This is a genomic window from Evansella clarkii, assembly GCF_002019695.1.
GTDB classification, from domain to species: Bacteria; Bacillota; Bacilli; order Bacillales; family Salisediminibacteriaceae; genus Evansella; species Evansella clarkii.
On sequence record NZ_KV917376.1, the window covers coordinates 3,312,093 to 3,337,879 of the forward strand.

At 37.7% G+C, this 25,787-nt stretch carries 26 protein-coding genes; all 26 read left to right on the plus strand.

What is annotated here, in order from left to right; all coding sequences use genetic code 11:
- Positions 1-5 precede the first annotated feature (5 nt).
- The 26 genes from BK582_RS15320 to BK582_RS15440 all read left to right on the plus strand — a co-directional run bounded on the left by BK582_RS15320 (position 6) and on the right by BK582_RS15440 (position 25,764).
- Positions 6-1,157 carry a glycosyltransferase family 4 protein gene (locus tag BK582_RS15320; RefSeq protein WP_276328211.1) on the plus strand — a complete coding sequence of 384 codons (1,152 nt, stop codon included), beginning with the start codon at positions 6-8 and terminating at the stop codon, positions 1,155-1,157.
- On the plus strand, positions 1,142-2,242 hold the full coding sequence (locus tag BK582_RS15325; protein WP_078595874.1) for a glycosyltransferase family 1 protein: 1,101 nt from the start codon (positions 1,142-1,144) through the stop codon (positions 2,240-2,242). Before BK582_RS15320 ends, BK582_RS15325 begins: the two co-directional genes overlap by 16 nt.
- A gap of 15 nt (positions 2,243-2,257) precedes the next feature.
- Entirely contained in the window at positions 2,258-3,136 is an 879-nt protein-coding gene (locus BK582_RS15330) for a glycosyltransferase family 2 protein (protein WP_078595875.1), read from the plus strand.
- A 40-nt stretch (positions 3,137-3,176) separates the two neighbouring features.
- Positions 3,177-4,259, plus strand: a complete 1,083-nt coding sequence (locus BK582_RS15335) for an EpsG family protein (protein WP_078595876.1) — start codon at positions 3,177-3,179, stop codon at positions 4,257-4,259.
- A 21-nt stretch (positions 4,260-4,280) separates the two neighbouring features.
- Complete coding sequence (locus tag BK582_RS28390) at positions 4,281-4,430, plus strand: YwzD family small protein (protein ID WP_476729632.1); 150 nt, start codon at positions 4,281-4,283, stop codon at positions 4,428-4,430.
- A 33-nt stretch (positions 4,431-4,463) separates the two neighbouring features.
- A complete protein-coding gene (locus tag BK582_RS15340; RefSeq protein WP_078595877.1) occupies positions 4,464-5,048 on the plus strand; it encodes a sugar transferase in 585 nt (194 codons plus the stop codon).
- Positions 5,049-5,072: 24 nt separating this feature from the next.
- Positions 5,073-5,768 carry an acetyltransferase gene (locus BK582_RS15345; protein ID WP_078595878.1) on the plus strand — a complete coding sequence of 232 codons (696 nt, stop codon included), beginning with the start codon at positions 5,073-5,075 and terminating at the stop codon, positions 5,766-5,768.
- Positions 5,710-6,870 carry a DegT/DnrJ/EryC1/StrS family aminotransferase gene (locus tag BK582_RS15350; RefSeq protein ID WP_078595879.1) on the plus strand — a complete coding sequence of 387 codons (1,161 nt, stop codon included), beginning with the start codon at positions 5,710-5,712 and terminating at the stop codon, positions 6,868-6,870. Before BK582_RS15345 ends, BK582_RS15350 begins: the two co-directional genes overlap by 59 nt.
- Positions 6,871-6,882: 12 nt before the next feature.
- The gene (locus BK582_RS15355) at positions 6,883-7,974 is read left to right on the plus strand and encodes a glycosyltransferase family 1 protein (protein WP_244895399.1); all 1,092 of its coding nucleotides are present in this window, start codon (positions 6,883-6,885) and stop codon (positions 7,972-7,974) included.
- A gap of 18 nt (positions 7,975-7,992) precedes the next feature.
- Positions 7,993-9,195 (plus strand): glycosyltransferase, encoded by a 1,203-nt coding sequence (locus BK582_RS15360; RefSeq protein WP_078595880.1) that lies wholly within the window; start codon positions 7,993-7,995, stop codon positions 9,193-9,195.
- Positions 9,185-10,249 (plus strand): glycosyltransferase family 2 protein, encoded by a 1,065-nt coding sequence (locus BK582_RS15365; RefSeq protein WP_078595881.1) that lies wholly within the window; start codon positions 9,185-9,187, stop codon positions 10,247-10,249. Before BK582_RS15360 ends, BK582_RS15365 begins: the two co-directional genes overlap by 11 nt.
- On the plus strand, positions 10,230-11,420 hold the full coding sequence (locus BK582_RS15370) for a CDP-glycerol glycerophosphotransferase family protein (protein WP_078595882.1): 1,191 nt from the start codon (positions 10,230-10,232) through the stop codon (positions 11,418-11,420). The genes BK582_RS15365 and BK582_RS15370 overlap by 20 nt, the downstream gene beginning before the upstream one ends.
- Positions 11,407-11,823 (plus strand): FAD synthase family protein, encoded by a 417-nt coding sequence (locus BK582_RS15375; RefSeq protein ID WP_139368259.1) that lies wholly within the window; start codon positions 11,407-11,409, stop codon positions 11,821-11,823. The genes BK582_RS15370 and BK582_RS15375 overlap by 14 nt, the downstream gene beginning before the upstream one ends.
- Positions 11,824-11,835: 12 nt before the next feature.
- Positions 11,836-12,822, plus strand: a complete 987-nt coding sequence (locus BK582_RS15380) for a glycosyltransferase (protein WP_139368260.1) — start codon at positions 11,836-11,838, stop codon at positions 12,820-12,822.
- Between the two features lie 39 nt (positions 12,823-12,861).
- Complete coding sequence (locus tag BK582_RS15385; RefSeq protein WP_078595884.1) at positions 12,862-14,055, plus strand: glycosyltransferase; 1,194 nt, start codon at positions 12,862-12,864, stop codon at positions 14,053-14,055.
- A 14-nt stretch (positions 14,056-14,069) separates the two neighbouring features.
- On the plus strand, positions 14,070-15,269 hold the full coding sequence (locus BK582_RS15390) for a glycosyltransferase (RefSeq protein ID WP_078595885.1): 1,200 nt from the start codon (positions 14,070-14,072) through the stop codon (positions 15,267-15,269).
- Positions 15,270-15,304: 35 nt separating this feature from the next.
- Entirely contained in the window at positions 15,305-16,465 is a 1,161-nt protein-coding gene (locus tag BK582_RS15395; RefSeq protein WP_244895400.1) for a glycosyltransferase, read from the plus strand.
- 157 nt (positions 16,466-16,622) lie between these two features.
- Positions 16,623-16,745: a hypothetical protein gene (locus tag BK582_RS28315; protein WP_420841248.1), complete on the plus strand. Its 123-nt coding sequence runs from the start codon at positions 16,623-16,625 to the stop codon at positions 16,743-16,745.
- Positions 16,746-16,773: 28 nt separating this feature from the next.
- On the plus strand, positions 16,774-18,546 hold the full coding sequence (locus BK582_RS15405; protein WP_078595887.1) for an ABC transporter ATP-binding protein: 1,773 nt from the start codon (positions 16,774-16,776) through the stop codon (positions 18,544-18,546).
- Positions 18,547-18,676: 130 nt separating this feature from the next.
- Positions 18,677-19,774, plus strand: coding sequence for an acyltransferase family protein (locus tag BK582_RS15410; RefSeq protein ID WP_078595888.1), 1,098 nt, complete (start codon positions 18,677-18,679; stop codon positions 19,772-19,774).
- 46 nt (positions 19,775-19,820) lie between these two features.
- Complete coding sequence (locus tag BK582_RS15415; RefSeq protein ID WP_078595889.1) at positions 19,821-20,810, plus strand: glycosyltransferase family 2 protein; 990 nt, start codon at positions 19,821-19,823, stop codon at positions 20,808-20,810.
- 43 nt (positions 20,811-20,853) lie between these two features.
- On the plus strand, positions 20,854-21,891 hold the full coding sequence (gene galE, locus BK582_RS15420; protein ID WP_078595890.1) for a UDP-glucose 4-epimerase GalE: 1,038 nt from the start codon (positions 20,854-20,856) through the stop codon (positions 21,889-21,891).
- A 66-nt stretch (positions 21,892-21,957) separates the two neighbouring features.
- Positions 21,958-22,857, plus strand: a complete 900-nt coding sequence (gene rfbA, locus BK582_RS15425; RefSeq protein WP_078595891.1) for a glucose-1-phosphate thymidylyltransferase RfbA — start codon at positions 21,958-21,960, stop codon at positions 22,855-22,857.
- A gap of 20 nt (positions 22,858-22,877) precedes the next feature.
- On the plus strand, positions 22,878-23,855 hold the full coding sequence (gene rfbB / locus BK582_RS15430; RefSeq protein WP_078595892.1) for a dTDP-glucose 4,6-dehydratase: 978 nt from the start codon (positions 22,878-22,880) through the stop codon (positions 23,853-23,855).
- A gap of 28 nt (positions 23,856-23,883) precedes the next feature.
- Positions 23,884-24,432, plus strand: a complete 549-nt coding sequence (gene rfbC / locus BK582_RS15435) for a dTDP-4-dehydrorhamnose 3,5-epimerase (RefSeq protein ID WP_078595893.1) — start codon at positions 23,884-23,886, stop codon at positions 24,430-24,432.
- A gap of 180 nt (positions 24,433-24,612) precedes the next feature.
- Positions 24,613-25,764 carry an NAD(P)-dependent oxidoreductase gene (locus BK582_RS15440; protein WP_078595894.1) on the plus strand — a complete coding sequence of 384 codons (1,152 nt, stop codon included), beginning with the start codon at positions 24,613-24,615 and terminating at the stop codon, positions 25,762-25,764.
- The last annotated feature ends 23 nt before the right edge of the window (positions 25,765-25,787 follow it).

Below are 25,787 nucleotides of genomic sequence, written 5' to 3' on the forward strand. Positions count from 1 at the left end.
GGAACTTGCCGAAAATCTTATATTGTGCCACAGTCGACTACCATTTCAGCGCATTTCATCTGCCTTATATGAAATGGTTTAAGGAACAAGGCTGGGAAGTACATGTAGCAGCAGCAGGCAAAATGACTTTACCCTTTACAGACCGGAAATTTAACATACCGATTCAGCGATCTCCATTTAAGCCTGATAACCTGACAGCATACAGGGAACTAAAGACAATCATTCATGAAAATGACTATCAAATTATCCACTGCCACACCCCGCTCGGAGGAGTTCTGACGCGGCTGGCTGCCAGAGAGGCGAGGAAAAGGGGAACTAAAGTTTTATATACCGCGCACGGCTTTCATTTTTGCAAAGGATCTTCAGCGGTAAACTGGGCGGTTTATTACCCAATTGAAAGATTCTTATCAAGATATACGGACTGCTTAATTACCATTAACGATGAGGATTATTTACTTGCGACTAAACATAATTTTAATGTTGGAGAAATTAAACAGATACACGGTGTAGGTGTAGATACGGAACGGTTTAAGCCCGCTGGATTAAAAGGGAAAGAAGAACTGAGAAAAATATATGGTTACGATCCTGAAGCTTTCCTCATGTTTTACGCTGCAGAATTTAATAAAAATAAAAATCAGCAGCATCTTTTAAAAATGCTGGCAATGATTAAAGACGAGCTTCCAGAAGCTTGTCTTTTGTTGGCTGGAGAAGGATCTTCCCTGGAAGAATGCAGGAAGCTTGCAGAGCAATTAGGGATCAGCGGGATGGTTGATTTCCTCGGTTTACGGAAGGATATAGACCAGCTTCTTCCTATGTGCGATGTTTCTGTTGCTTCCAGTTTTCGGGAAGGGCTTCCGGTCAACGTAATGGAAGCTATGGCTTCGGGTCTGCCTGTAGCAGCTATAGATAACAGAGGCCATAAAGAGCTTATACAGCCTAATAAAAATGGCTTTCTGACAGATAAAGACAATGTTGAATTATTTGCTAATAAAATCCTTCTTCTGGCTAAAAATAAGGAGTTGAGAAACAACCTTGGCACTAACGGAAGGACCTTGATTAAAAGCAAGTACTCAGTCCATCGGGTGCTTGAGGAAAAAGCGCAGCTATATACAAAGTTTATGACCAGCAGGGAGGCATCGCAATGGGAGGCCCGATAAGAGTATTGCATGTTGTAGTTAATATGAACCGCGGGGGAGCGGAAACACTGTTAATGAACCTATATAGAAATATCGACCGGACGAAGGTGCAATTCGATTTCCTAACATGCAAAGAGGGGGTTTTTGATAAGGAGATCAAACTGCTGGGAGGGAAAGTACACCGGATTCCCTATGTGACTGAAAAAGGCCACTTTGGTTTTACCAAAGCGCTTAATAGTTTTTTTAAGGGGCATCCTGAATACAAAATTGTTCATTCCCATATGGACAAAATGAGCGGGATCATCCTTGAAAGTGCCCGGAGGTGCGGAGTTCCAGCGAGGATTGCGCATAGCCATAACACTCACAGTGAAGGGGGGACAGCTGCAAAACTGTATAAGTGGTATGCAGGAAGAAAAATCACAGCAAGTGCGACCCATATGCTGGCATGCTCCAATGCTGCAGCTGACTGGCTGTTTGAAAAAAAAGTAGATTCAGCAAAGATCCTGAAGAATGGTATTGACTGCAGTAAATTCAGCTATTCACCAGACATAAGAAAACGTGTAAGAGAAAGTCTGAAACTGAAAAATAACTTTGTCATCGGACATGTTGGCAGGTTTAATGAGCAGAAAAACCACTATTTTCTAATTGATCTGTTTTATGAAATCACGAAACACGTACCTGCAGCGAAACTGGTTCTCGCCGGAGACGGTCCGCTCAGGAAGGAAATAGAGAAAAAAGTGTGTGATTTAGAGCTGGACCACCGGGTACATTTTCTCGGTGTAAGAGAGGATATTCATCACCTCGTTCAGGGGATGGATGTTTTTTTATTTCCTTCCCTTCATGAAGGCCTGCCCGTAACTTTAATCGAGGCGCAGGGCTCGGGACTGCCATGTATTATATCAGACACGATCACTGAGGAAGTGGATATGGGTATAAATCTCGTGGATTTTTGTCCATTAGATGAGATTCATCCATGGATTGAGGCAGTGAAGGCTATTTCACAGACTGCTTCCCCACGGAGAATTTCCTCTGAAACTCTCGCAGAAAAAGGCTATGATATAAAAGCTTCTGCCCAATGGAGCGAAGGGTTTTATTCAGCCATTTAGAAAAGAGGTGGTAAATTGGCTAAATTATTAACGGTTTTTACTCCTGCATACAATCGTGCTTACTGCCTGCATGAATGCTATGAAAGCCTCGTCCGGCAGACTTGTCAAGACTTTGTCTGGATGGTTATTGACGATGGCTCTACCGATAATACAAGGGAGCTTGTTGCAGGCTGGATAGCGGAAAAAAAAATAGAAATTCAATACTACTGGCAGGAGAATCATGGGATGCACGGTGCCCATAATAGCGCTTATGAGCTAATCGAAACAGAATTAAATGTATGCATCGACTCTGATGATTCTATGCCGGAAGATGCGGTGGAAAAGATAATTTCTTTCTGGAGAAAACATGGTTCTGAGAAAGTCAGCGGCATTGTTGGCCTGGATGTTTATAAAAATGGAGAAGTAATTGGAACGATATTGCCTGAAACAGTGGAGACTTCCACCCTATTTGATTTGTACAGTAAGCATGGTGTAACAGGAGATAAGAAGCTCGTTTACCGGACAGAGCTGACAAAATACTACCCTTACCCGGTTTTTGAGAACGAGAAGTACGTTGGCCTCGCCTATAAGTATTATAAGCTGGACGAAGATTTTGAATTGCTGCTTTTGAACGAGCCCCTTTGTATCGTTGAATACCTTCCTGACGGATCGTCGTTAAATATGCTGAGGCAGTACAGAAAAAACCCAAGAGGTTTTGCTTTTTACAGAGTGGAACTAATGAAGCTTCCATTTGTTTCAACAAGCTATAAGTTCCGGCAGGCAATACATTATGTTTCCAGCAGCATTCTTATGAGAAACCGGAGTTTTCTTAAAGAAGCACCAAGTAAACTATTAACACTCCTGGCAATGCCGCTTGGAATGATACTGTATGTATATGTTTTAGTGAAGTCGTAGATTTATATATTGTATGGCAGCTGCAGAAAGGATAAGAGCAATGTCAATTTTGTACGCTAACCTGGCCCTTGTGTTCAGTTTCTCTTTATTTGCAAGGTATATATCATTGCCGGCTCCTCCTTCTCTGGCTGATCCGGTGCCTGTAAAACCTAATAAACTATTCGCTTTCGGGGCGATGGTTATTCTTGTGATAATTTCCGGGCTCCGCAGAAATATAGGAGACACTTATTACTACAGACACGCCTATGAAACAACAACTTTCACCTGGGAGATTGTATGGGAAGGAAAGGATATGGGGTTTGGTTTGCTGCAAATGCTGCTTCAGGAAATTAGCAGAGATCCCCAGATTCTTATTTTTACAACGGCACTTATTACAAACGTTTTAATAGTAATTATCCTTTATAAATATTCCCGGATGTTTGAGCTGGCATTATATGTTTACATAACTGGCGGCTTATTCCTTGTGTCTATGAACGGAATACGTCAGTTTTTAGCAGCTGCAATTATATTTGCAGCTACAAAATTTATTATTGATGGAAGCTGGAAAAAGTTCACTCTTGTTGTACTGCTGGCATCAACATTTCATCAAAGTGCCCTAATTTTGATCCCAATTTATTTCTTAATCAGGAGAAAAGCCTGGACTAAAACAACGGCATGGCTGCTGGCACTCGCTGTTGTCATTGTAATCGGCTATGAACAGTTTTCAGACTTATTGTTTTCTTCCATAAGTAACACACAATATGGAGGTTACAGTGAATTTTCAGAGGGCGGAGCAAGCATTCTCAGAATAGCAGTCACCGCTGCACCATTAATTCTTGCTTATTTAGGACGGGATAAATTGCGGGAAATATTCCCAAGCAGCGACTACTTTTTGAATCTTTGTTTATTAAATCTGGTATTCATGATTATTTCTTTACAAAACTGGATATTTGCAAGGTTTACTATTTATTTTGGTCTTTATCAGCTCATTATAATGGCCTGGATAGTAAAGCTGTTTCATGAAAAAGATCAGAAGTTTGTATACTATGCCATCCTGGTACTTTACTTTATCTATTTTTATTACGAGCATGTGATTTCCTTAAACATCGACTACAGAAGTGACTTTGATTTTCTTAATTTTTAATTTAAAACCGAGGTGTTTATAATGCAAATTTCCTCAAAACTTACCGAGGATAACCTGAAAGATATATTGTTGAAAATTTATAACAAAGGGGAGAAGACAGAAAAGATAAAAGCACCCGAAATTGTTGATGAAATAAGAAAAGAAATCTTATCAGCTATGAAGGAAAGTTAGTTTTTCCGTTAATTCCGCAAAGAGAGGGAAATCATGAAAAGAGCATTTGATTTGTTTGTGAGTGGTGTCTTAATAATGGGCCTGCTCCCCGTGATCTTATTTATTGCTTTGCTGGTAAAGATAAAACTAGGTTCGCCAGTATTATTTAAGCAGCAACGCCCTGGTTTACAAGGCAAACCTTTCAGTTTCTATAAGTTCAGAACTATGACTGGCGACAGAGACGAGGATGGTAATTTACTTTCCGATGAAGAAAGATTAACGCCGTTCGGCGCCTTTCTCAGAAAGTACAGTCTGGACGAACTTCCCCAGCTTATCAATGTAATTAAAGGGGATATCAGCCTTGTGGGTCCCCGGCCGTTGCTTATGGAATATATGCCTCTATACAGTGAAAAGCATGCTCGGCGACATGAGGTAAGGCCTGGTATTACAGGCTGGGCTCAGGTTAACGGCCGTAACTCTGTATCCTGGAAGGAAAAACTGGATATGGATGTCTGGTATGTAGAAAACCAGTCATTTTTATTAGATCTTAAAATATTATTTTTAACTGTAGTAAAGGTTGCCAAAACAGAAGGAATCAATCAGGACGGGAAGGCTACGGTTGAAAAATACAGAGGATAATATTCTTAAAGGCGGTGATCTTGAGTGAAGATAGTGCTGATCGGCCAGGGGGGGCACAGTAAAGTCATTAAAGATATTATTCTCTCTGCAGAGGAAAATGAGATAGCCGCATATCTCGATGATAAATTCAGTGAGCTGAAGACAGTGGAGCAATCCATTACAGGCCCAACAGAAGCAGCAGCCGATTTGATCAGTTACTGGGGAGACGTAAAATTTATTATCGCGATTGGCAGTAATAGTGTAAGGAAAAAAATGAAGGAAAGGCTGAATCTTCCTGATGAGTATTATGCCACAGTGATTCACCGGACTGCCTGTATTAGTTACAGCGCCATAATCGGAAGAGGTACTGTTATTATGCCAAATGCGGTGGTTAATGCAGACAGTCAGATTGGTAACCATGCGATTATCAATAGCTGCGCTGTAGTTGAGCATGACAATTGTATTGGTAATTATACCCATATCTCTCCGAATGCCACACTTGCTGGAAACGTAACTGTTGAGGAAGGAGTTCATATTGGCTCAGGGGCAACAGTGATACCGGGAAAAACCATCAGACAGTGGGCTGTCATTGGGGCAGGTGCTACTGTTATAAATGATGTTCCTCAATACCGTACAGCAGTTGGAGTACCAGCTAAAGTACTGCGAAAGGAAGGTGAGGTCCTTGTTAACATCAGTACAAAAAAGAATTTACCTCTCGCCGCCTCATATGAGCGGAAATGAAGTAAACTTCATTAATGAAGCGTTCATGACCAACTGGATTGCACCGCTTGGGCCAAATGTGGATGGATTTGAAAAAGAAATAGCTGAATATGCAGGAGTCAGTGATGCTGTAGCCGTAAATTCCGGTACTTCAGCAATTCATCTGGCTCTTATTTTATTAGGGGTAGAAAAAGGAGATACGGTGTTTTGTTCCAGTCTTACTTTTGTAGCGAGCGCTAATCCAATCCTTTACCAGGGAGCCGTGCCGGTATTTATAGATTCAGAACGTGATACGTGGAACATGTCGCCGGACGCACTTGAGAGAGCTTTGATCGAAGCTGGCTTAAGAGGAAAGCTTCCAAAAGCGGTTATCGTCGTCAATCTGTACGGACAAAGCGCAAAGATGAAAGAAATAATTACTCTTTGTAATATGTTCGGTGTGCCGGTGGTAGAGGATGCAGCGGAATCTCTTGGCTCCAAATACTATGGAAAGAAGAGCGGGTCATTTGGAGAGTTTGCAATTTATTCTTTTAACGGCAATAAAATCATCACCACTTCCGGTGGCGGGATGCTCATTTCTAATAATACAGAAGCATTAAAGAAAGCAAGGTTTTTTGCAACACAGGCTAGAGATCAGGCAGTCCACTATCAGCACAGCAGGCGGGGGTATAACTACCGGCTAAGCAACATTCTCGCTGGTGTAGGAAGAGCCCAGTTGCAGGTTCTCGATGAAAGAGTTGCTTTGAGAAGAGCCGTTTTTGAACGATATGTAAAAGAACTCAGATATGTTCCAGGTCTTTCGTTCATGCCTGAGCTGGAAGGGACACATTCCAATCGCTGGCTTACAGCTCTAATTGTCGCTGAAGAAGAGGCAGGAATTACATCAGAAGCTCTTCTCGAATCACTTGCATCTGAAAATATTGAAGCCCGGCCGGTATGGAAGCCCCTTCATCTCCAGCCATTGTTCCGTTCCAGTTTATATTACCCCCACAACGAGCTGGAGAATGTCTCGGAAGATTTATTCAGGCAGGGGATCTGCCTCCCGTCAGGTTCTAATCTGACGGAAGAGGATCAGATGAGGATCGTTAACTGTATAAAAAGGTCCTTAAGTATTAAAGTTTAAAGGAGAATTACGTTGCGTGTACTTCATATAACAGGAGCTATGAACAGGGCTGGTACTGAAACAATGTTAATGAATATTTACAGAAACATTGACCGGGAAAGGATACAATTCGACTTCGTAACTTACAGTAAGCAGGAAGCTCACTATGATGAAGAAATAAGACAGCTTGGTGGGAGAATCATTCGTATTGAGAGACCGCAGTCAATAAAAGAACATACTAGTGTCATGAAACAATATGGCCCGTATGATGTGGTGCATGCACACACACTATTTCACTGTGGATTTGCGTTGATTGCTGCAAAAATTTCAGGTGTGCCAGTAAGGATTGCCCATGCACATACGACAGAAGATAACGAAAGCTCATTAGTAAGAAAAATATATTTACAGACAATGAGAGAAGTCATAAATAAGTTTTCCACAAACCTACTGGCTTGCAGCAGTAATGCGGGTAGTTATTTATTTGGTGAAAAAGGGGTGAGTGGCAGCAAGTATGCTTACTTCCCTAACTTAATCGAACATAAGAAGTTTATGAGTTATCAAGAGGACGATGTTGTTGCATTTAAGAGTGATGCAGGGTTAACGAATCAATTAGTTATTGGTCATGTAGGAAGATTTATTGAACCAAAAAATCATCACTTTCTTCTGGAGATATTAGGATCTCTTAAAAAGAAACAGGAAAACTGTAAATTACTTCTTGTCGGCGATGGAGACCTGAGAAAACAGATTGAAGAATCAGCAAAAGAGCAAGGGTTATCGGAAAATGTTGTTTTTGCAGGTGTAAGGGAGGATGTCCATACAATGTTCCGATGTATGGATATTTTTGTTTTTCCATCAAAGTATGAAGGTCTCGGGCTTGTTCTGCTTGAGGCTCAGGCAAGCGGATTGCCATGTGCAGTATCAGAGGCTATTCAGCCTGAGGCAGACTTGAATATCGGATTAATGACTCGTATATCTTTAAGAGACAGTCCTGAAAACTGGGCGGAAATTATAATCCAGAAAACCAGAAAGAATGAAGTGGACCAGAAAAAGATTAGGAATGCATTTATAAAAGAGGGTTATTCCATGGATACAGGGATAAGAAAACTATTGAGCATATACAACTAAGCAAGTATGGAGGCAATAATGAAGAACATTCTGTTTTCCACATTTGACCTGGAGGTCGGCGGAGTTGAGAGAAGCCTGATTAATCTGCTGAAGAATTTCGACTACGAGAATTATCAGGCAGATCTTTTGCTGTACAGCCATACTGGCGAGTTTATGAGGGAACTTCCTGAAAAACCAAGCTTGCTTCCGGAAGTAGATGAATATAAAACATTCAGGCAGCCAATAAAAGACATCTTCAAATCAGGGCATATAGCTCTTGGATGTACTCGGTTATTTGCCAAAGTAAAGGCTGGCCGCAGCAATTCATCAGAAACAGGGTATAAGCAAATGCAGTACATGTGGAAGTATGCCCTACCGTTTCTGCCTTCTATTAAAAAAGAGTATGATATTGCTGTAAGTTATTTATGGCCACATTACCTTGTTGCAGAGAAAGTGAAAGCGAAAACGAAGATTGCCTGGATACACACCGATTACTCAACAGTAGATACGGATATACAGGCAGATTTGGTAATGTGGAATAAGTTCGATTATATTGCCGCTGTATCAGAAGACTGTAAGACTTCTTTTTTATACAAATATCCTAGCTTGAAAGATAAAGTGATCGTTATTGAAAATATCACATCACCTAATTTCGTTAGAGAGCTGGCTGCTTCCCCTGTAAAGAACCCTATGGCAGAGGACAGCCGGTTTAAAATCATTACTGTTGCAAGACTTTCACACGCAAAAGGAATTGATAATGCAGTCAGAGCTTTAAGACTGCTGAAAGACAAGGGGTATGAAAATATAGCCTGGTATGTGGTGGGCTACGGAGGTGATGAAGTACTTATTAGGGATTTAATTGACAAGTATCAACTGCATAGCAGCTTTATCCTCCTTGGAAAACAAACGAACCCATATCCCTTTATTAAAGCAGCTGATTTATACGTACAACCCTCAAGGTATGAAGGGAAGGCTGTCACAGTAGGAGAAGCACAAATCCTTGGCAAGACTGTATTAGTCACTAATTACCCTACTGCAGCAAGCCAGGTCAGAAATAATTATGATGGGCTGATATGTGACTTATCAGTTGAAGGGATTACTGTTGGAATTGAACAGCTATATAAAGACAGGAAACTGAGAGAGACAATCGCAGCAAATTGTAACAATACGGATTACAGCAATAACGAGGAAATCCGGAAGTTATATGCGATAGAGAAGGGAGGGATCAATTATGCTACCTAAAGTCAGCATCATAGTGCCTGTTTACAAGGTGGAAAAATATTTGAGACGCTGTATTGACAGTATATTGAGCCAAACTTACAGGAATCTGGATGTCATTCTTGTAAACGATGGCTCTCCGGACAATTGCGGCCGAATAGCTGAAGAATATACCACCATAGATAAAAGAGTTCGAGCTTTCCATAAGGAAAATGGTGGCTTGTCAGATGCAAGAAATTTCGGCATGAAATACGCAGCAGGGGTATACACTATGTTTGTTGACAGTGACGATTGGCTAGAACCGGAAATGGTAGAGCAAATGGTAAAAACGATAGAGAAATACGCTGCCGACATAGTACAGTCGGCTTTTTATTATGCCAACGAGGATTTTCTGCTGCTGGAAAAGAGCTCTGCTACTGATAAGCCTCAAGTACAGGTTATCGGTAAAGAAGCACTTATGAAAGAGCTGGTCATCAACCAAAAAGTTAAAAACTTTGCGTGGGGAAAGCTATATAAAACTGCTTTGATAGAAGACATACCGTTCAAAAAAGGAGTCCTTTTTGAAGATGTCTTCTGGGCCCATCAAGTTATGCACCGTGCAGATAAATATGTCCTGCTGAACCAGCCCTTTTATAACTACTTCCAGCGGGAAGACAGTATCGTTGCTGACTACAGTCCGAGAAACCTGGACATAATTAAGGGTTTAAAAGAAAGGCATAAATTTATCCAGCAGCACTACCCAGACCTATCGCTGAAATCCAGCAAACTACTTTTAAAAACATGCCTGGAGCACTATAACTTATTGTTCTTAAACAGAAAGAAAGATCCAGGGGGAAAAAACAGAAAAGAGATCCAATCTTACATTAAAACTAATATAAAACAGTTTAAACAAGCCGGTAAGGAGGACCGCCAGTTATACAGGCAACTGGTGTTTTTTCATGTACACCCGTGGGTGAATATTGCCTATTTAGGAGGAAGGAAATATCTAAGAAGATTGAAGTTGGTTCCAGTACCCGTCACTACTCAGCGTATAAATTATTCTAAGGAGGCAAGGAGGAATGAAAAAGCTTATAGCTAAACTACAAAACTTTATTATCATAGTAATCATTCATTTATTCAACTGCCTCCCGATTAAAAACAATAAAATATTTTTTTTTAGCTATTATGGCAGCCAATATGGATGCAACCCGAAATACATAACTGAATACATCTTAGATAATTACCCTGAAAACACCTTTGATATTGTCTGGGCTTTTACTGAGTCGGAAAGGAAGAATGTACCTGAAGATATTAGGAAAGTAAGAGTAATGACGCTCAAATACTTCTACGAATTATGCACTTCTAAGGTCATTGTGACTAATTTCCGGACAACTGATTATTTCATTAAAAGGAAGAATCAATATTATATCCAGACTTGGCATAGCTCCTTAAGGCTGAAACAAATTGAAAAAGATGCAGAAGAATCTTTGCCTGCTCACTATTTGGAAATGGCCAAAAATGATTCAAAGAAATGTGATTTGCTTCTGTCAGGCTGTAAGTTTAGTTCCGATATTTTCAAGAGAGCATTCTGGTATAATGGCGAAATTTTCGAAAGCGGAACTCCACGGAATGATGTACTGGTGAACAGCAATCCGGAGCTGCGGAAGCAAATTTTCAAGAGATTAAATGTTAATGGGGATAAAAAAATAATATTGTATGCTCCAACTTTCCGAAACAGCAGTAATTTAGATATTTATAAAATGGATTATTCTTCAATTATTAAAGAGCTTCATTCTCGCTTCGGCGGCGAATGGCTCTTTTTTATTAAACTGCACCCTCATTTAGCTTCGAGATCAAAGGAAATCTTACAAGGAGAAAACAATGTCATTGATGCAAGTAGTTACGATGATATCCAGGAACTTCTAAGTATTGCAGATGTACTTCTTACTGATTATTCATCATTAATGTTTGACTATGCAATAACGAAACGGCCTTGCTTTCTTTATGTACCTGATATAAAAGAATACACAGCAAAAGAAAGAGGACTTTACTTCAATATTACTGGTCTTCCGTTCTTTCATTCCACAGATCAAAGTAATTTAAGAGATCAAATTCGTAAATTTAACGAAGAAAAATACCAGTTGGGTCTTGATAGATTTTCACTTCAAACAGGCAGTTTTGAAAACGGGAAAGCTTGTGAAAGGTTGGTAAAACGCATTGAGGTACAATGCTATCCCGAAAAAGAGGAGGATGTTTATGAAGCAGTATAAAGTAGGCTACACAACAGGAGTTTTTGATTTATTTCACGTCGGCCATCTGAATATTTTAAAAAGGGCGAAGGAAGAATGTGATTACCTAATTGTGGGCGTCAGTACGGATGAACTTGTGCTGGAATATAAAAATAAACAGCCGGTGACCTCATTCGAAGACAGAAAGGCTATTGTAGAAGGGATAAAATATGTTGATCAAGTAGTTCCTCAGTTTAACAGAGATAAATATTCAGCCTGGGAACATTTACTTTTCGATGTCATGTTTGTTGGTGACGACTGGAAAGGAAGTCCTCTTTTTGCTGAATTAGAAATGCGTTTCAGCCAGGCAGGAGTTGAAATCGTTTATTTCCCTTATACAAAGGGAGTTTCTACCACCTTGGTGAAAGAGAAAATAAGATCCTGAGGAAGGGATAGGATGATTATGCCACCTGAAATAAGTGTGATTGTACCGGTTCATAATGCAGGTCCTTACCTTAGGGATTGTGTGGACAGCATCCTGGCGCAGACCTTTACAAATCTGGAAATAATACTTGTAAACGACGGCTCATCAGATAACAGCGCAAGCATTTGTGAGGAATACAGGGAAAAAGATAACAGAGTTACCGTCATCCATCAAAATTATGAGGGGGTCAGTTCTGCGAGAAACACAGGTGTTGCTGCCGCCCGGGGAAATTACATTGGTTTTGTTGACGGTGATGACTATATTGTCCCTCATATGTATGAAGAATTGCACAGCTTATGTGAAAACACAGACAGTGATATTGCGGTTTGCCGGCTGGCCAGAGAAATAGACGAAAAGATCATCAATACTGCATTTAATGAGTTTACGAAAGAAATGGATCACATAGAAGCCTTAAGGGAGCTTTTCAAAGGGAAGCTATACAGGTTTTCGTTATGTAATAAGCTTTTTAAAAAATCGTGCTTTCATAATATCCAGTTTCCGGAAGGACGTTTACATGAGGATCTATCGACCACATACAGGTTATTTACCAATTCTTCAAAAACGGTTTTCAAAGAGTTTATTGGTTATATATACGTAAAGAGGAGCAACAGCATACTAACCTCGACTTTCTCAGAAAAGAGACTGGATGCTTTTACTGGGTGGGAAGAAATCGTAGATTATATGACGGCAGAATATCCTCAGTTGTCAGATGAAGTATTAGCAGCCTTTACTTACGGCTGTATTGATAATATGTACTATATTATGAACCAGGTGGAAGACAGGAATAAACAACAGTATTTTTTATCCGCCATCCAGCAGCCTGTCAGAAAATATTATAAAGAAATTATTACCAGCTCAATATTAAACCAAAAATATAAATACTTAATTAGAGCAATCAATTATGATTTCAGACTGCTACTTTATTTTAACCAAATCAAAAGGCAATTGGCCAGAGCATAATCCTGCTAAACTCTAATATAAAAGGTGATGTCTTATAATATGAAAAAGAAACTACTTTTTGTGATTGATTCATTAGATGTAGCTGGTGCGGAAAAAAGTCTTGTCACATTATTATCGATGTTGGATTATTCCAGTTTTTCAGTGGATTTAATGCTATTTTCTCATGGGAAAACCCTTGAAAAATTACTTCCTGAAGAAGTAAATATACTGCCACCGCTAAAATATACTGTTTTCTCAGGGTTAAGTCTTTCTAAGTCTGTCCTATACTCTGTGAAAGGTAAAAGTTTTAAGATGCTTAATTCCAGAATCAAATATTCGGTAAATATAAGGAGAAAAACATACAGTAATCCCCAAAAAGCAAGGATCTTCTGGGAGTCAGCTGCTGATGTGATAGAAGTAAACCCTGAAACTTATGATATTGCCATCGCGTATGCCCAGTGCATTCCTACTTTTTATGTGGCGGATAAAGTTAAAGCGAAAAAGAAGTTAGCCTGGGTAAATGTCAGCTACAGACTGGAGGACGAGGATAGAATTTTCCAGAAGGAGTTCTATGATAAGTGCGACAGAATAGTTGCTGTATCAAATAAAACAAAAGAAATATTTACAGAGACTTTTCCGGAATATAAAGATCAAACTGAGGTGATCTTCGATATTACTAACCCGGAGTTCATCTCCAGGATGGCTGATTTAGGAAAAGGATATAATGATAAGTTTGAAGGGACTAAAATTCTTACAATTGGCAGGCTCGCCAATCAAAAAGGCTACGATATCGCATTAAAAGCCTGTAAAATGCTGAAAGAACAGGGAAATATTAATTTTAGATGGTATGCATTAGGTAAAGGGCCTTTAGAGAGGAAGATAAGAGCGTCCATTGATGAGAATGGGCTGTCTGACCACTTTATTTTGCTTGGAGTCGAGGCAAATCCATACCCATACATTAAGAACTCGGATATATACGTTCAAACTTCAAGGTTTGAAGGCTTTGGAATAGCAATCGCAGAAGCGAGAATGCTTAATATTCCGGTTGTTACAACCAGATTTGATGCTGTTTTTTCCCAGATGGTAAACGAAAAAAATGGTTTAGTTGTAGATATGACCCCAGAAGCTGTGTATGAAGGAATTTTAAAGCTCCATAAAGACAAAGAGCTCAGGAGCAGTATTAGGGATTACTTAAAGACAGAGAAAAAAGGAAACGTAGAAGAGATCCAGAAGTTTTATAAATTAATTGGATGAGAGTGTGTATTCTTATGAAGAAAAAAATCCTTTTCATGGTTATTAACATGAACGTAGGCGGCACCGAAAAAGCTTTGTTAAATATGATAAATGAAATACCTGAAAGCGACTACGAGATTACTATATTGATGCTGGAAAAGTACGGCGGCTTCCTGGATTCCATACCAGGTAATGTAAAGGTTGAGTATGTGGATGGGTACAAGGAGATAAAGGATCTGTTAAATCCTCCTCCTCTTAAGGTTGTAAAAGGCTTTTTACGTACAGGGCGGTTATTTAAAGCAGCTGGATTTTTTACTGTCAGCCTCCTTTCAAAATTATTAAACGATAAAATCCTACTAATGAAATATGCCCTGAGAAGTACTAGTACTCCCGTACTAAAAGATAAATATGATATAGCTGTCGCTTATGCTGGTCCAATGGACCTCATAAGCTTTTTTGTTGCAAAAAAAATAAAGGCTGACAGGAAGATACAGTGGATTCATTTTGATGTTACAAAGATAGGGTTCGATAAAAACTATGCGGAAAAATTATATAAGTGTTTCGATCAAATTCATGTTGTCTCCAGGGAAGGGAAAGAGAAGTTTTTGAGCCTGCTTCCACAAATGGACCGAAAACTAGCAGTATACCCTAACTTTGTCTCTCGTAAGTCAGTGACAGCTATGGCAGAACAGGGAAGAGGCTTTGAGGATGCCTTTGAAGGATACAGAATCCTGACGGTAGGCCGTTTAAGTAAAGAAAAAGGGCAGGACCTTGCTATTCAGGTGATATCAAAGTTAAAGGAAAAAGGTTTTAATGTAAAATGGTACTGCATTGGTGAAGGCAACGCCAGGAAAGAATATGAACAGCTAATCAGGGATTACGGAGTTGAAAAAGAATTTATCCTATTAGGATCCAACTCTAACCCATATCCTTTTATGAAACAATGCGATATTTACGTTCAGCCGTCCAGGCATGAAGGATTTTGCATTACTCTGGCCGAGGCAAAATGCTTTAATAAACTGATAGTATGTACAGACTTTACGGGGGCAAGAGAACAAATAATTAATAATGAGACAGGGCTGATCGTCGACTTTGATGCAGAACAAACAGCCGATGCGCTCGTAAAATTGTTAAAGGACGAAAAACTTAGAGATAAGATACAGCGTAACAGAAACACAAGGAGTGAAACGGAAAATACAGCCGATATAATTCTTTTTAGTTCGCCTAGTGCATAAGAAGAGATAATTTACTGGAGGAAGGGGGTTAAAAAATGAACAAGAAAAAAGTATTATTCATGCTTACTAGTATGAATATAGGTGGAGTAGAGAAATCACTTTTATCTTTACTTTCTGTCATTCCGAAAGAGAAATATGAAATTACTATCCTGCTCTTAGAAAAAAAAGGAGGATTTTTAAATGATATCCCTGACTGGGTTAAAGTAGAGGAAGCCGCCTGGTTTAAGAAAATAAAGCCGGTAATCATGCAGCCACCGCAGAAAACGATTGCTGATCAACTGAAAAAAAAAGAGTTTCTCAGTGTTCCTGCATTTGCAGCCACTTATTTTTTATCAAAAAAAATGGATAACAGGTATCTTTACTATTCCTATGTTCTTAAGAATGTCCCTGAAAATTCATATGAATACGATGCTGCTATTTCATATCAGGGGCCGACAGATGTAATTGATTTTTATGTAGCAAATAAAGTAAAAGCAGCTAAGAAAATTTCCTGGGTGCATTTTGATGTTTCAAAACATAGGGTTAACGAGAAATTATATACAACTTTATATAAAAGGTTTGACAAAATTTTTGTGGTTTCGAAAACTGCGAAAGAAAAAATTTGTGAGAAATTTTCTGAAACTAGACCCAAAATTGAAGTTTTTAAAAATATGATTTCTCATGAACTAGTTAACGAATTATCGAAAGAAGAGGTAGACTTTGATAATAATTTTTCTGGATTACGAATAGTAACAGTTGGAAGGCTTTCTTTTGAGAAAGGCCAGATGTTAGCGATTGAAGTGTTAAAGAAACTTAAAAGTGAAGGTCACAATGTAAGATGGTATTGCATCGGTGAAGGAAATAACCGAAGTGAGTATGAAAAGCTAATCGTACAATATGATCTCATAAATGACTTTAAATTATTAGGTGCAAAAAAAAATCCTTACCCGTTTATTTCAAAAGCTGATATCTATGTCCAACCATCTATGCATGAGGGCTATTGTATGACATTGATGGAGGCTAAAATGTTAAAAAAACCAATTATTACTACTAATTTCACAGGGGCAAAGGAACAAATAAAGGATGAGTATAATGGTTATATTATAAATTATAATAGGGTTGAATTATATGAAAAGATTAAATATCTAATCGAAAATCCAGAAATCAGGAAAAACCTAACGATAAACCTTAATAAATCAGTTAACAGCCAGGAGTAATTAAATATTTTCTATCAGTTTACTCTAAAGTGAATGTTTAAAGCATGATAGTTAATCATTATTGTTAATTACTCTAACTCTAGTGCAAACAGGCACAATTCTGTCATACGATTTATCATCTTAAGGATCTCAAGCTATAGATATAGGGTATAATGACATAGAATATGAATGGTTCTTACAAAACGCTACAGAAAAGGTGTCAGTTAAATATAGATACATTGGTGAAATAGAGGGTGGTGCTTCTGTTAGAGAGTTAAAGGACCCAAATAATAAGAAATAGTAAGAATTATAAATTAAAGGGTGAAATTATGAGGGACACAGTAAAAAAACTTTTTAATCTTTTTAGTAAAAAGGAAAAGAAAAATCTACTTTTTTTATTGTTTATGATGATTTTAGCAGCCTTGTTTGAAACAATAGGAATAGGATTAATTGTTCCTTTAGTAGGAGTTATTACAAACCCTTCGGTAATTCACGAACAAGCTATCCTTGCTTATGTATACAATGCATTTAAATTTCAATCAACCAGTTCATTTATGTTTTTCTCCGTCATATTTTTACTAATAGTCTTTCTACTAAAAAATTGTTATTTACTTCTGTTTCACTATTTTCAATATAAATTAATCTTTAATCAGCAAGTGAATCTTTCACGAATGCTTTTTAAGGAATACTTAACAAAACCTTATACTTTTCATCTCCAAAGGAATTCTGCTGACTTACTAAGAAATGTAAACAACGAAGTATCAAGAGTATTTCAGGGAATTATAATGTCTTCTTTTCAGCTATTCACAGAGTTCCTTGTGATTCTTTGCATAACCACATTACTTTTTATAACAGCACCAGTAGCAACATTAACTGCCTCTATACTATTAGGAGTTAGTGTTTTTTTATTTTTTAAGTTTTTTCGAAAAAAAATCAGTTATCTTGGTAAAGAACAACAGAAAGTTAGCGGTGAAACGATTAAATGGGTTAATCAAGGATTAGGGGCAAGTAAAGAAGTGAAAGTATCAGGAAAAGAAAGCTTCTTTGTGAATGCCTATGCTGCTAAAAGTCAGATTAAAGCAAATAATAGTCGTTACATGATGATGTTAGACCAGGTGCCCAGATATTTTATTGAAACATTACTAGTATCAGTAGTACTGGTAACAATGTTAATCATTATATTGCAGGGAACAGACACGACACAGCTAGTAGCAACCATGGCTTTATTTGCAATGGCAGCATTCCGATTAATGCCATCTATTAATAGAGTTGTTGCTATGATAAATTCAATAAGGTATAGCTATCCAGCATTAGAGGTTGTCTACAATGATATTTTTAATATAAAAGAAGATACTTTTAAAACTTCAAATCAAATATTAAAATCAGTTAACTTTGGCGAAAAAACTTTTAAGGATTCAATTAATGTTAGTGATCTCTCTTTTCGTTATCCAAACCAGAAGGATTATTCGGTAAAGGATGTATCCTTATCAATTCCAATAGGTAGTTCTGTTGCGTTTATAGGTGAATCAGGGGCTGGAAAAACAACGATTGTGGATATTATACTCGGGCTTTTTAAACCTGAAAAAGGAAAGGTAACTGTTGATAATATTGACCTGTTTGAACAAAAAGAACTATGGCAGCAAAAGATTGGGTATATCCCTCAATTTATCTTTTTGTCGGATGATACTATCCGGGGAAATATTGCCTTTGGATTAGATAATAAGGATATAAATGATACAGAAGTTTGGAGATCCTTGGAGCAAGCACAACTTAAGGAATTTGTGGAATCTTTGCCTGAAGGCCTTGATACAGAAGTAGGTGAAAGAGGAGTTAGACTTTCTGGAGGTCAAAGACAACGAATCGGAATAGCTCGTGCATTGTATCATAATCCTGAAATATTATTTATGGACGAAGCAACCTCGGCATTGGATAATAATACTGAAAAAGAAATCATGAAGTCGGTAGATGGGCTCAAGGGAGAAAAGACTCTAATCATAATTGCCCACAGACTAAGCACTATCGAAAATTGTGATATCGTTTTTAAGTTAAATAAGGGAAGACTTATATCTATTGAAAACAAAAAGGAACGTTCAATAATGTAAGTATTAAAAACCATTGATCAAAAACTTGATCAATGGTTTTCCTATATCCTTTAGGGACAATTTAAATGTGCTTCACCACTTACGTTTTAAGTAAATTGATCTTTGAGTAAATTGAGGGTGAGTGTTTTTTATGAAAGATTTACACTTGATAAAAGATATTTTCTGGTTGAGGTGCTACGCTTGCTTAGCTGTAACGTTACTACATGCTATATACCATGGTCAGCAAATATATGAAGATCCTAACATGATTCATACTGTAAGTTACCTAATATACATGTCTACCCTGTTTGGTGTCCCGGTATTCGTATATATTACAGAATTTTTATTGTCAAAAAACTACCCAAATAGAGTACCTCAGGACTTCCTGAAAAAAAGAGCTAAAATATTATTATTCCCTTATTTATTTATGAGTATTGTCTATGCATTTTTAAACTTAGAATCATGGACATTACAAAGCTTCTCTATAAGAATTTTAGAAAATGTATTTCTTGGAAAGTCCCCTCTTTATTTTATTTTAATAATTTTTCAATTTTATTTGTTGCATATGCTGTTTAGTAAGTATCTATATCGTTTTTCTGCAAGGAGGGTTTTAACTGTTGCGTTTTTAGTTAACTTTCTTTATTTGTCAATTTTTAATTTCGTGGGTATTTCAGATAGTTCTCTTGCAAACTATATTTGGAATACAGGATACTGGTTACCGTTTATAGGATGGATTTTTTACTTTGTATTGGGGTTTTACAGTGCAAAAAATTATAAATATATTGAGAAGGTTATGCGTTCTAACAGACTTCTTTTATTAATAGGCTTGTTGTTGCTTACCATCATTTCATTAGGTGTTATGTTGCTTATGAACAGATTATTTTTGCTTGATTATAATTCCAAGAGGGTCGGTATGCTTTTATATGCTCCATCAATTATATTTCTAATAACTTTCTTTTCCACACGTTTTAATAAAGTACCTAAACTAGTGATGATTATAAGTGATTATTCATTCAGTATATTCCTTCTAAACTGGTTTTACCTTACGCTATTAAGTTACATAAAACCACCACCAGTTCTAAATATTTTATCGTACTCTATTTTAATGTTTATTTTCACCATATTTTTATGTATAGGAACTGGTTATATATTTAATCAAATATCTTTTGGCAAATATTTTGTGGGGCAAGTGAGGAAATACAGGAAAAATATTACTCTTAGAAAAGATAAGTCAGAGCGAGCTATATAGTGTGCTTTTGATAATTTCGCAGACTTAGTAAGGAGAGAATTATTTTATGGCAGAAATAAGTATTATCGTACCTGTCTATAACTTAGAAAATTATTTAAAAAAATGCATAGATTCAATCTTATCTCAAACATTTACCGACTTTGAGCTTATATTAGTCAATGATGGTTCTACAGATAGCAGCGGGATATTATGTGACAGTTATGCTGCAATTGACAATAGAGTTAAAGTGATTCATAAAAAAAATGGCGGTGTTGCTTCTTCTAGAAATGCTGGCTTAACAGCATCTGAAGGTAAATATATTGGATTCGTAGATAATGATGATTATATACACCAATCGATGTATGAAATTTTATATAATACTGCATGTAAGTATTCATCTGATATAGTAGTTTGTGATTTCAAAAAGGTTAAGGGAGGTCAGTTAACAGATATAAACGGTTTAAAAAGACCATTTCCCATCCGCCATATGAATAACGTAGATGCCCTTCACCAGTTGTATACAGAGAATGGGATTACCTTTGTTTGTCCTTGGAATAAGATTTATAAAAGAGAGTTGTTTAATGATATTAGATATGAAGAGGGAGTTATCAATGATGATGAAAGCATTGCACATAAACTTTTATATCAGAGCCAGAAAATGACGTATATTAACGCTCAACTTTATTACTACATACAAAGAGAAGGCAGTCAGATCAATTCCCCTTTCCATATAAAGAGATTGGATGCGGTGTATATTTTGAAAAATAGAACGAAATTTTTTAAGGAAATAAACGAAAAAGAATTACAACAGAAAGCATTAAAGCATTTTATAGAGAAATTCTTCTGGTATTATTCCCTTGCCGGAATACACATAAACGATAATAAAGAAATGAAAAAGTTGAAAAATACTTTCAACAGTAGTTTTTTTGATTTGATAAAACATAGAGAAATTGGCTGGAAACAAAAGATATTTTTAATCTTATTCCGTATTAGTCCCTCTATGTATGAACTAATTAAGAATCTTCGGGAAAGACCGAAAAAGGAAATGAACAAGTAAAACAATAGTTTAACAAATTACGCTGCAGAAGGAGGATAAGGCATTGAAAATACTTGTTACCGGTGGAGCTGGATACATTGGTACTCACACTTGTATACAGTTGCTTAATGGAGGCTATAAAATTGTCGTAATCGATAATTTTTCTAACAGTAATCCAGAGGCATTGAGAAGAGTTGAGCAAATAACCGAAAAAAAAATTAAGTTATACAGAACTGACCTCCTTGACCAGGAAGCCCTAATAAAAGTATTCGAGGAAAATTCGATCGAAGCTGTCATACACTTCGCCGGCTTAAAAGCAGTGGGAGAATCTGTTACAAAGCCTCTAAAATATTACCAGAACAACATAGCAGGTACTCTTGTTCTCCTGGAAGTAATGGAGACTTTTGAAGTAGAAAAGCTGGTTTTCAGTTCTTCTGCGACTGTTTACGGTAATCAGCAATGTGTTCCGTTAAACGAATCCCTCCCTCTCCAGGCAACTAATCCATACGGTAGAACGAAATTAATGATAGAACAGATAATGGAAGACGTTTATCAGTCAAACAAAAACTGGAGTATAGCCCTGCTGAGGTATTTTAACCCAGTGGGAGCACATGAGAGTGGGTTGATTGGAGAAGATCCAAGCGGTCTTCCAAATAATCTTGTTCCTTACATAACCCAGGTTGCTGTAGGGAAATTAGCTAAACTTAGTGTGTTTGGAAACGACTATCCAACTTATGACGGTACAGGGATAAGAGATTACATCCATGTAATGGACCTTGCTGATGGGCATATAAAAGCGCTTGAAAAAGTTTTAAGCACCAGGGGAGTTGAAGCGTATAACCTTGGTACTGGCAGAGGTTTTAGTGTGCTTGAGATGGTACAGGCATTTGAAGAGGAAATTGGTAAACCAATCCCTTATGAGATAAAAGCCAGGCGGCCAGGTGATATCGCAGTTAGCTATGCAGATCCTAGTAAAGCAGAGACGGAACTTAATTGGAGAGCGGAAAGAGGTTTAGCTGAAATGTGCAGAGACTCATGGAACTGGCAGAAGCTAAATCCAAATGGTTACGAAAAAACAACTGAAAAACAAGTAACTTCATAAGCTAATGGATCCTTCTCAAAAAAAGAGAAGGCTTTTTTATTTTATAAAACAAAGGGTGGGGTATAAATGAAAGGAATTATTTTAGCAGGCGGAAGTGGGACTCGTCTTTATCCATTAACTCGTTCGATTTCTAAACAGCTGCTCCCCGTGTATGATAAACCGATGATTTATTATCCAATTTCCGTTTTAATGCTGGCAGGAATTAAAGAAATCCTTATTATATCTACACCTGAAGATACACCGCTTTTTAAGCAGCTCCTTGGGGATGGAAAAGAGTTTGGCATAAGCCTAGCTTACTCTGTTCAGACAGAACCCAAAGGTCTGGCGGAAGCTTTTATAATTGGTGAAAGCTTCATAGGGATGGATAATGTCGCTCTTATACTTGGTGACAATATTTTTTATGGCCATGAATTCACAAGGCAGCTGGAAAGGGTCGCCTCTAAACCGGCAGGTGCCACAATTTTTGGTTATAATGTAAAAGATCCCGAAAGGTTTGGAGTAGTAGAATTTGATGGAGATGGCCGCGTATTATCAATTGAAGAGAAGCCTGAAAATCCGAGATCCAACTATGCTATTACGGGGCTTTACTTTTTTGATAACAAGGTTATTAACTATGCTAAAAATGTCCAGCCTTCGGCAAGAGGAGAATTAGAAATAACTGATATATTAAATGCTTATCTGCTAAATGGCCAGCTTACTGTTGAGCTGCTTGGACGGGGTTTCGCGTGGCTTGATACTGGTACTCACGAATCCCTTCTTGAAGCATCCCAGTTTATTGAAATTATTGAGAAACGGCAGCGTCAAAAAGTTGCCTGCCTCGAGGAAATTTCTTTTAACAAAGGGTATATTACTACCTCACAGTTACTTGAATTAGCAGAGCCTTTAAAGAAAAGCGAATACGGCCAATACCTGCTTTGGTTAGCAGATGAAAAACTGAAAACAGTAACGATGGCAGTAAATAGATAAAAAGTCCGGAGGTCAGATAGATGGAAATTTTGATTACTGGCGGAGCAGGCTTTATTGGCAGTAATTTCGTAAAATACATGCTAAATAAATATTCTGCATATAAAATAATAAATCTTGATAAATTGACTTACGCAGGAAACCTTGAAAATTTAGAGGGTGTAATAGATAACCCCAATCACTGCTTTGTCCAGGGGGACATATCAGACAGAGATCTTATTAGCTCCTTACTTAATGAGCATTCTCCGGATGCAGTAATTAATTTTGCGGCTGAATCTCATGTTGACAAAAGCATAGAGGAACCAGATGTTTTTGTAAAAACAAATATAGTAGGAACTCATACGCTGCTTAATGCTTCACTGCAAAACAATGTAAAAAGGTTTGTGCAAATATCAACGGATGAAGTATACGGCAGTCTGGGTGAGGACGGCTACTTTACTGAGGAAACCCCATTGGCCCCTAATAGTCCATATTCAGCCAGTAAAGCATCTGCTGATTTATTAGTAAAGTCTTATTTTGAAACATATAATATGCATGTTAATATTACCCGCTGTTCAAACAACTACGGCCCTTTTCATTTTCCCGAGAAACTGATTCCTTTAATGGTCACCAATGCACTGGAAGATAGAGAACTTCCTGTTTATGGCGATGGCCTGCATGTAAGAGACTGGCTCCATGTAGAAGATCATTGCCGTGCCATTGATTTGGTGCTTCATAAGGGAGGACCTGGCGAAGTATACAATATAGGCGGGCATAACGAGAAGAAAAATATTGACATTGTAAAGGAAATATTGAACTATCTTAACAAACCAGAAACTCTAATAAAATATGTAGAAGACAGAAAAGGACATGACCGCAGATATGCGATCGATGCGGAGAAAATAAAAAGCGAATTAGGCTGGAATCCCCGCTTCAGTTTTAACGAGGGACTTATAAAAACTATTGAGTGGTATATGAACAACAGGCAGTGGTGGGAAAGATTAAAGACAGTCAAACTATAAAAAATTCGAAATTGTGAAGGTGATAGATTTGAACGTTATTAACACAATATTTGAAGAAGTAAAAGTGATTACCCCAAGAGTCTTTGAGGACGAACGGGGTTTTTTTATGGAAACTTACAATTATATAAATATAAAAAGCTATGGAATAGAAAATACTTTTGTACAGGATAACCATTCTTTATCTGTTGAGAAAGGAACAATCCGTGGTCTGCATTACCAGTTACACCCCATGTCCCAGGCTAAATTAGTAAGGGTAATAAGAGGAGCGGTTTTCGATGTGGTAGTTGATATTAGAATAGAATCTCCTTACTTCGGCAAGTGGTTTGGAATTGAACTAGATGAAAATAATAAGAAGCAGCTTCTTGTACCAAAAGGCTTTGCTCACGGTTTTTGTACTCTTGAACCAAACACCGAGGTTGTATATAAGGTTGATGAATACTATTCCCCAGAGGCAGACAGAGGAATTATGTGGAATGACCCGGAGATCGGGATTGCCTGGCCGACGACAGATCCGGTTTTATCAGAAAAAGATAAGAGTCACCCTGCTCTTAGCAGTGCAGAGGTCTTTCAAGTATAGAAAATATTCCTTATTGCATCAATTAATTAGATCGGAAGTAGTTTTTTTATATGGAAGAAATAGCGGTTTAAAAATTATACTGATGAAGCTGAAAGCCTTCTTACAATAATGTAAATAAGTCTATTTTTTTACCCTCGTCGTTCGCTATTTAGAATAAAATCTATCCGGGAGGTTTAACAGATGAACCAAAACATTACCAGAATAGGTATCGCAGGAACTGGTTTAATCGGTAAAGGTATAGCAATCGAAGTGAAAAAGCAAGCAGATTTAGAACTTACTAAAGTGCTAACTCGCCGGGAAATTAATACTATGAATGATTATCCTTTTTCTGAAGTTCTGACAAATTCCATAGAGGAGTTTATCGTAAGCTGCGATTTGATTGTCGAATGCAGCGGTGACGTTTTATATGGAACGGAAGTAATCGACAGAGCAATAAAAGCATCCTTGCCAGTTGTTACTATGAACGCCGAGCTGCAAGTTTCCACAGGTTCTTATTTTGCTAAAAGAGGGTTTATCACTGAGGCTGAAGGGGATCAGCCAGGCTGTTTGGCCACTTTACACAAAAATGTTATTCAAATGGGCTTTAAACCACTCGTTTATGGAAATATAAAAGGTTTTCTAAACCTGGATCCTACACAGGAAGACATGGAATTTTGGTCGAATAAAAATGGATTACGGATCGATATGACTACTTCTTTTACAGATGGAACTAAAGTACAAATAGAGCAAGCATTAGTTGCCAATGGACTAGGAGCTGGAATCGCTGTCGATGGTCTTTTATCACCAAGCTCTGACGATTTAAATGCAATTGGGGATGAATTGGCGGAAGAGGCAGCCCGTTTAGGTTATCCTATTTGTGAATATATAGTTGCACCAAAAGCCCCTCCAGGAGTCTTTATAACAGCAACTCATGATCCACGGCAGAAGGAAGCTTTACGTTACTTTAAAATGGGAGAAGGTCCTTATTATACGATTTTGCAAAACTATCATTTTTGCCATTTAGAAGTTGTAAAAACGATTAGAAGAGTCATTAACGGAGGAGGAGTACTTTTAAATAATGGAGAAAATCCTTCTGTAAGTGTAGCAGCAATTGCTAAAAGAACGCTAAAACCGGGAGAGGAGATTAAAAAGGGGATAGGGAGTTTCCAGGTAAGAGGGGAAGCAGTTAAATTAACTACAGATAACAACCATGTACCTATTGGCATACTTGTTAATACCGTTATGAAGAGACAAGTCCAAGAAGGGGAAATAATCACTTTTGACGATGTGGAAATTCCAGAAAGCCTTGCTTTAACTGCATGTCTGGAGATGCTCAATTTGCAATCGGTTTAAGTTTATTAAAAAGCTATATTATA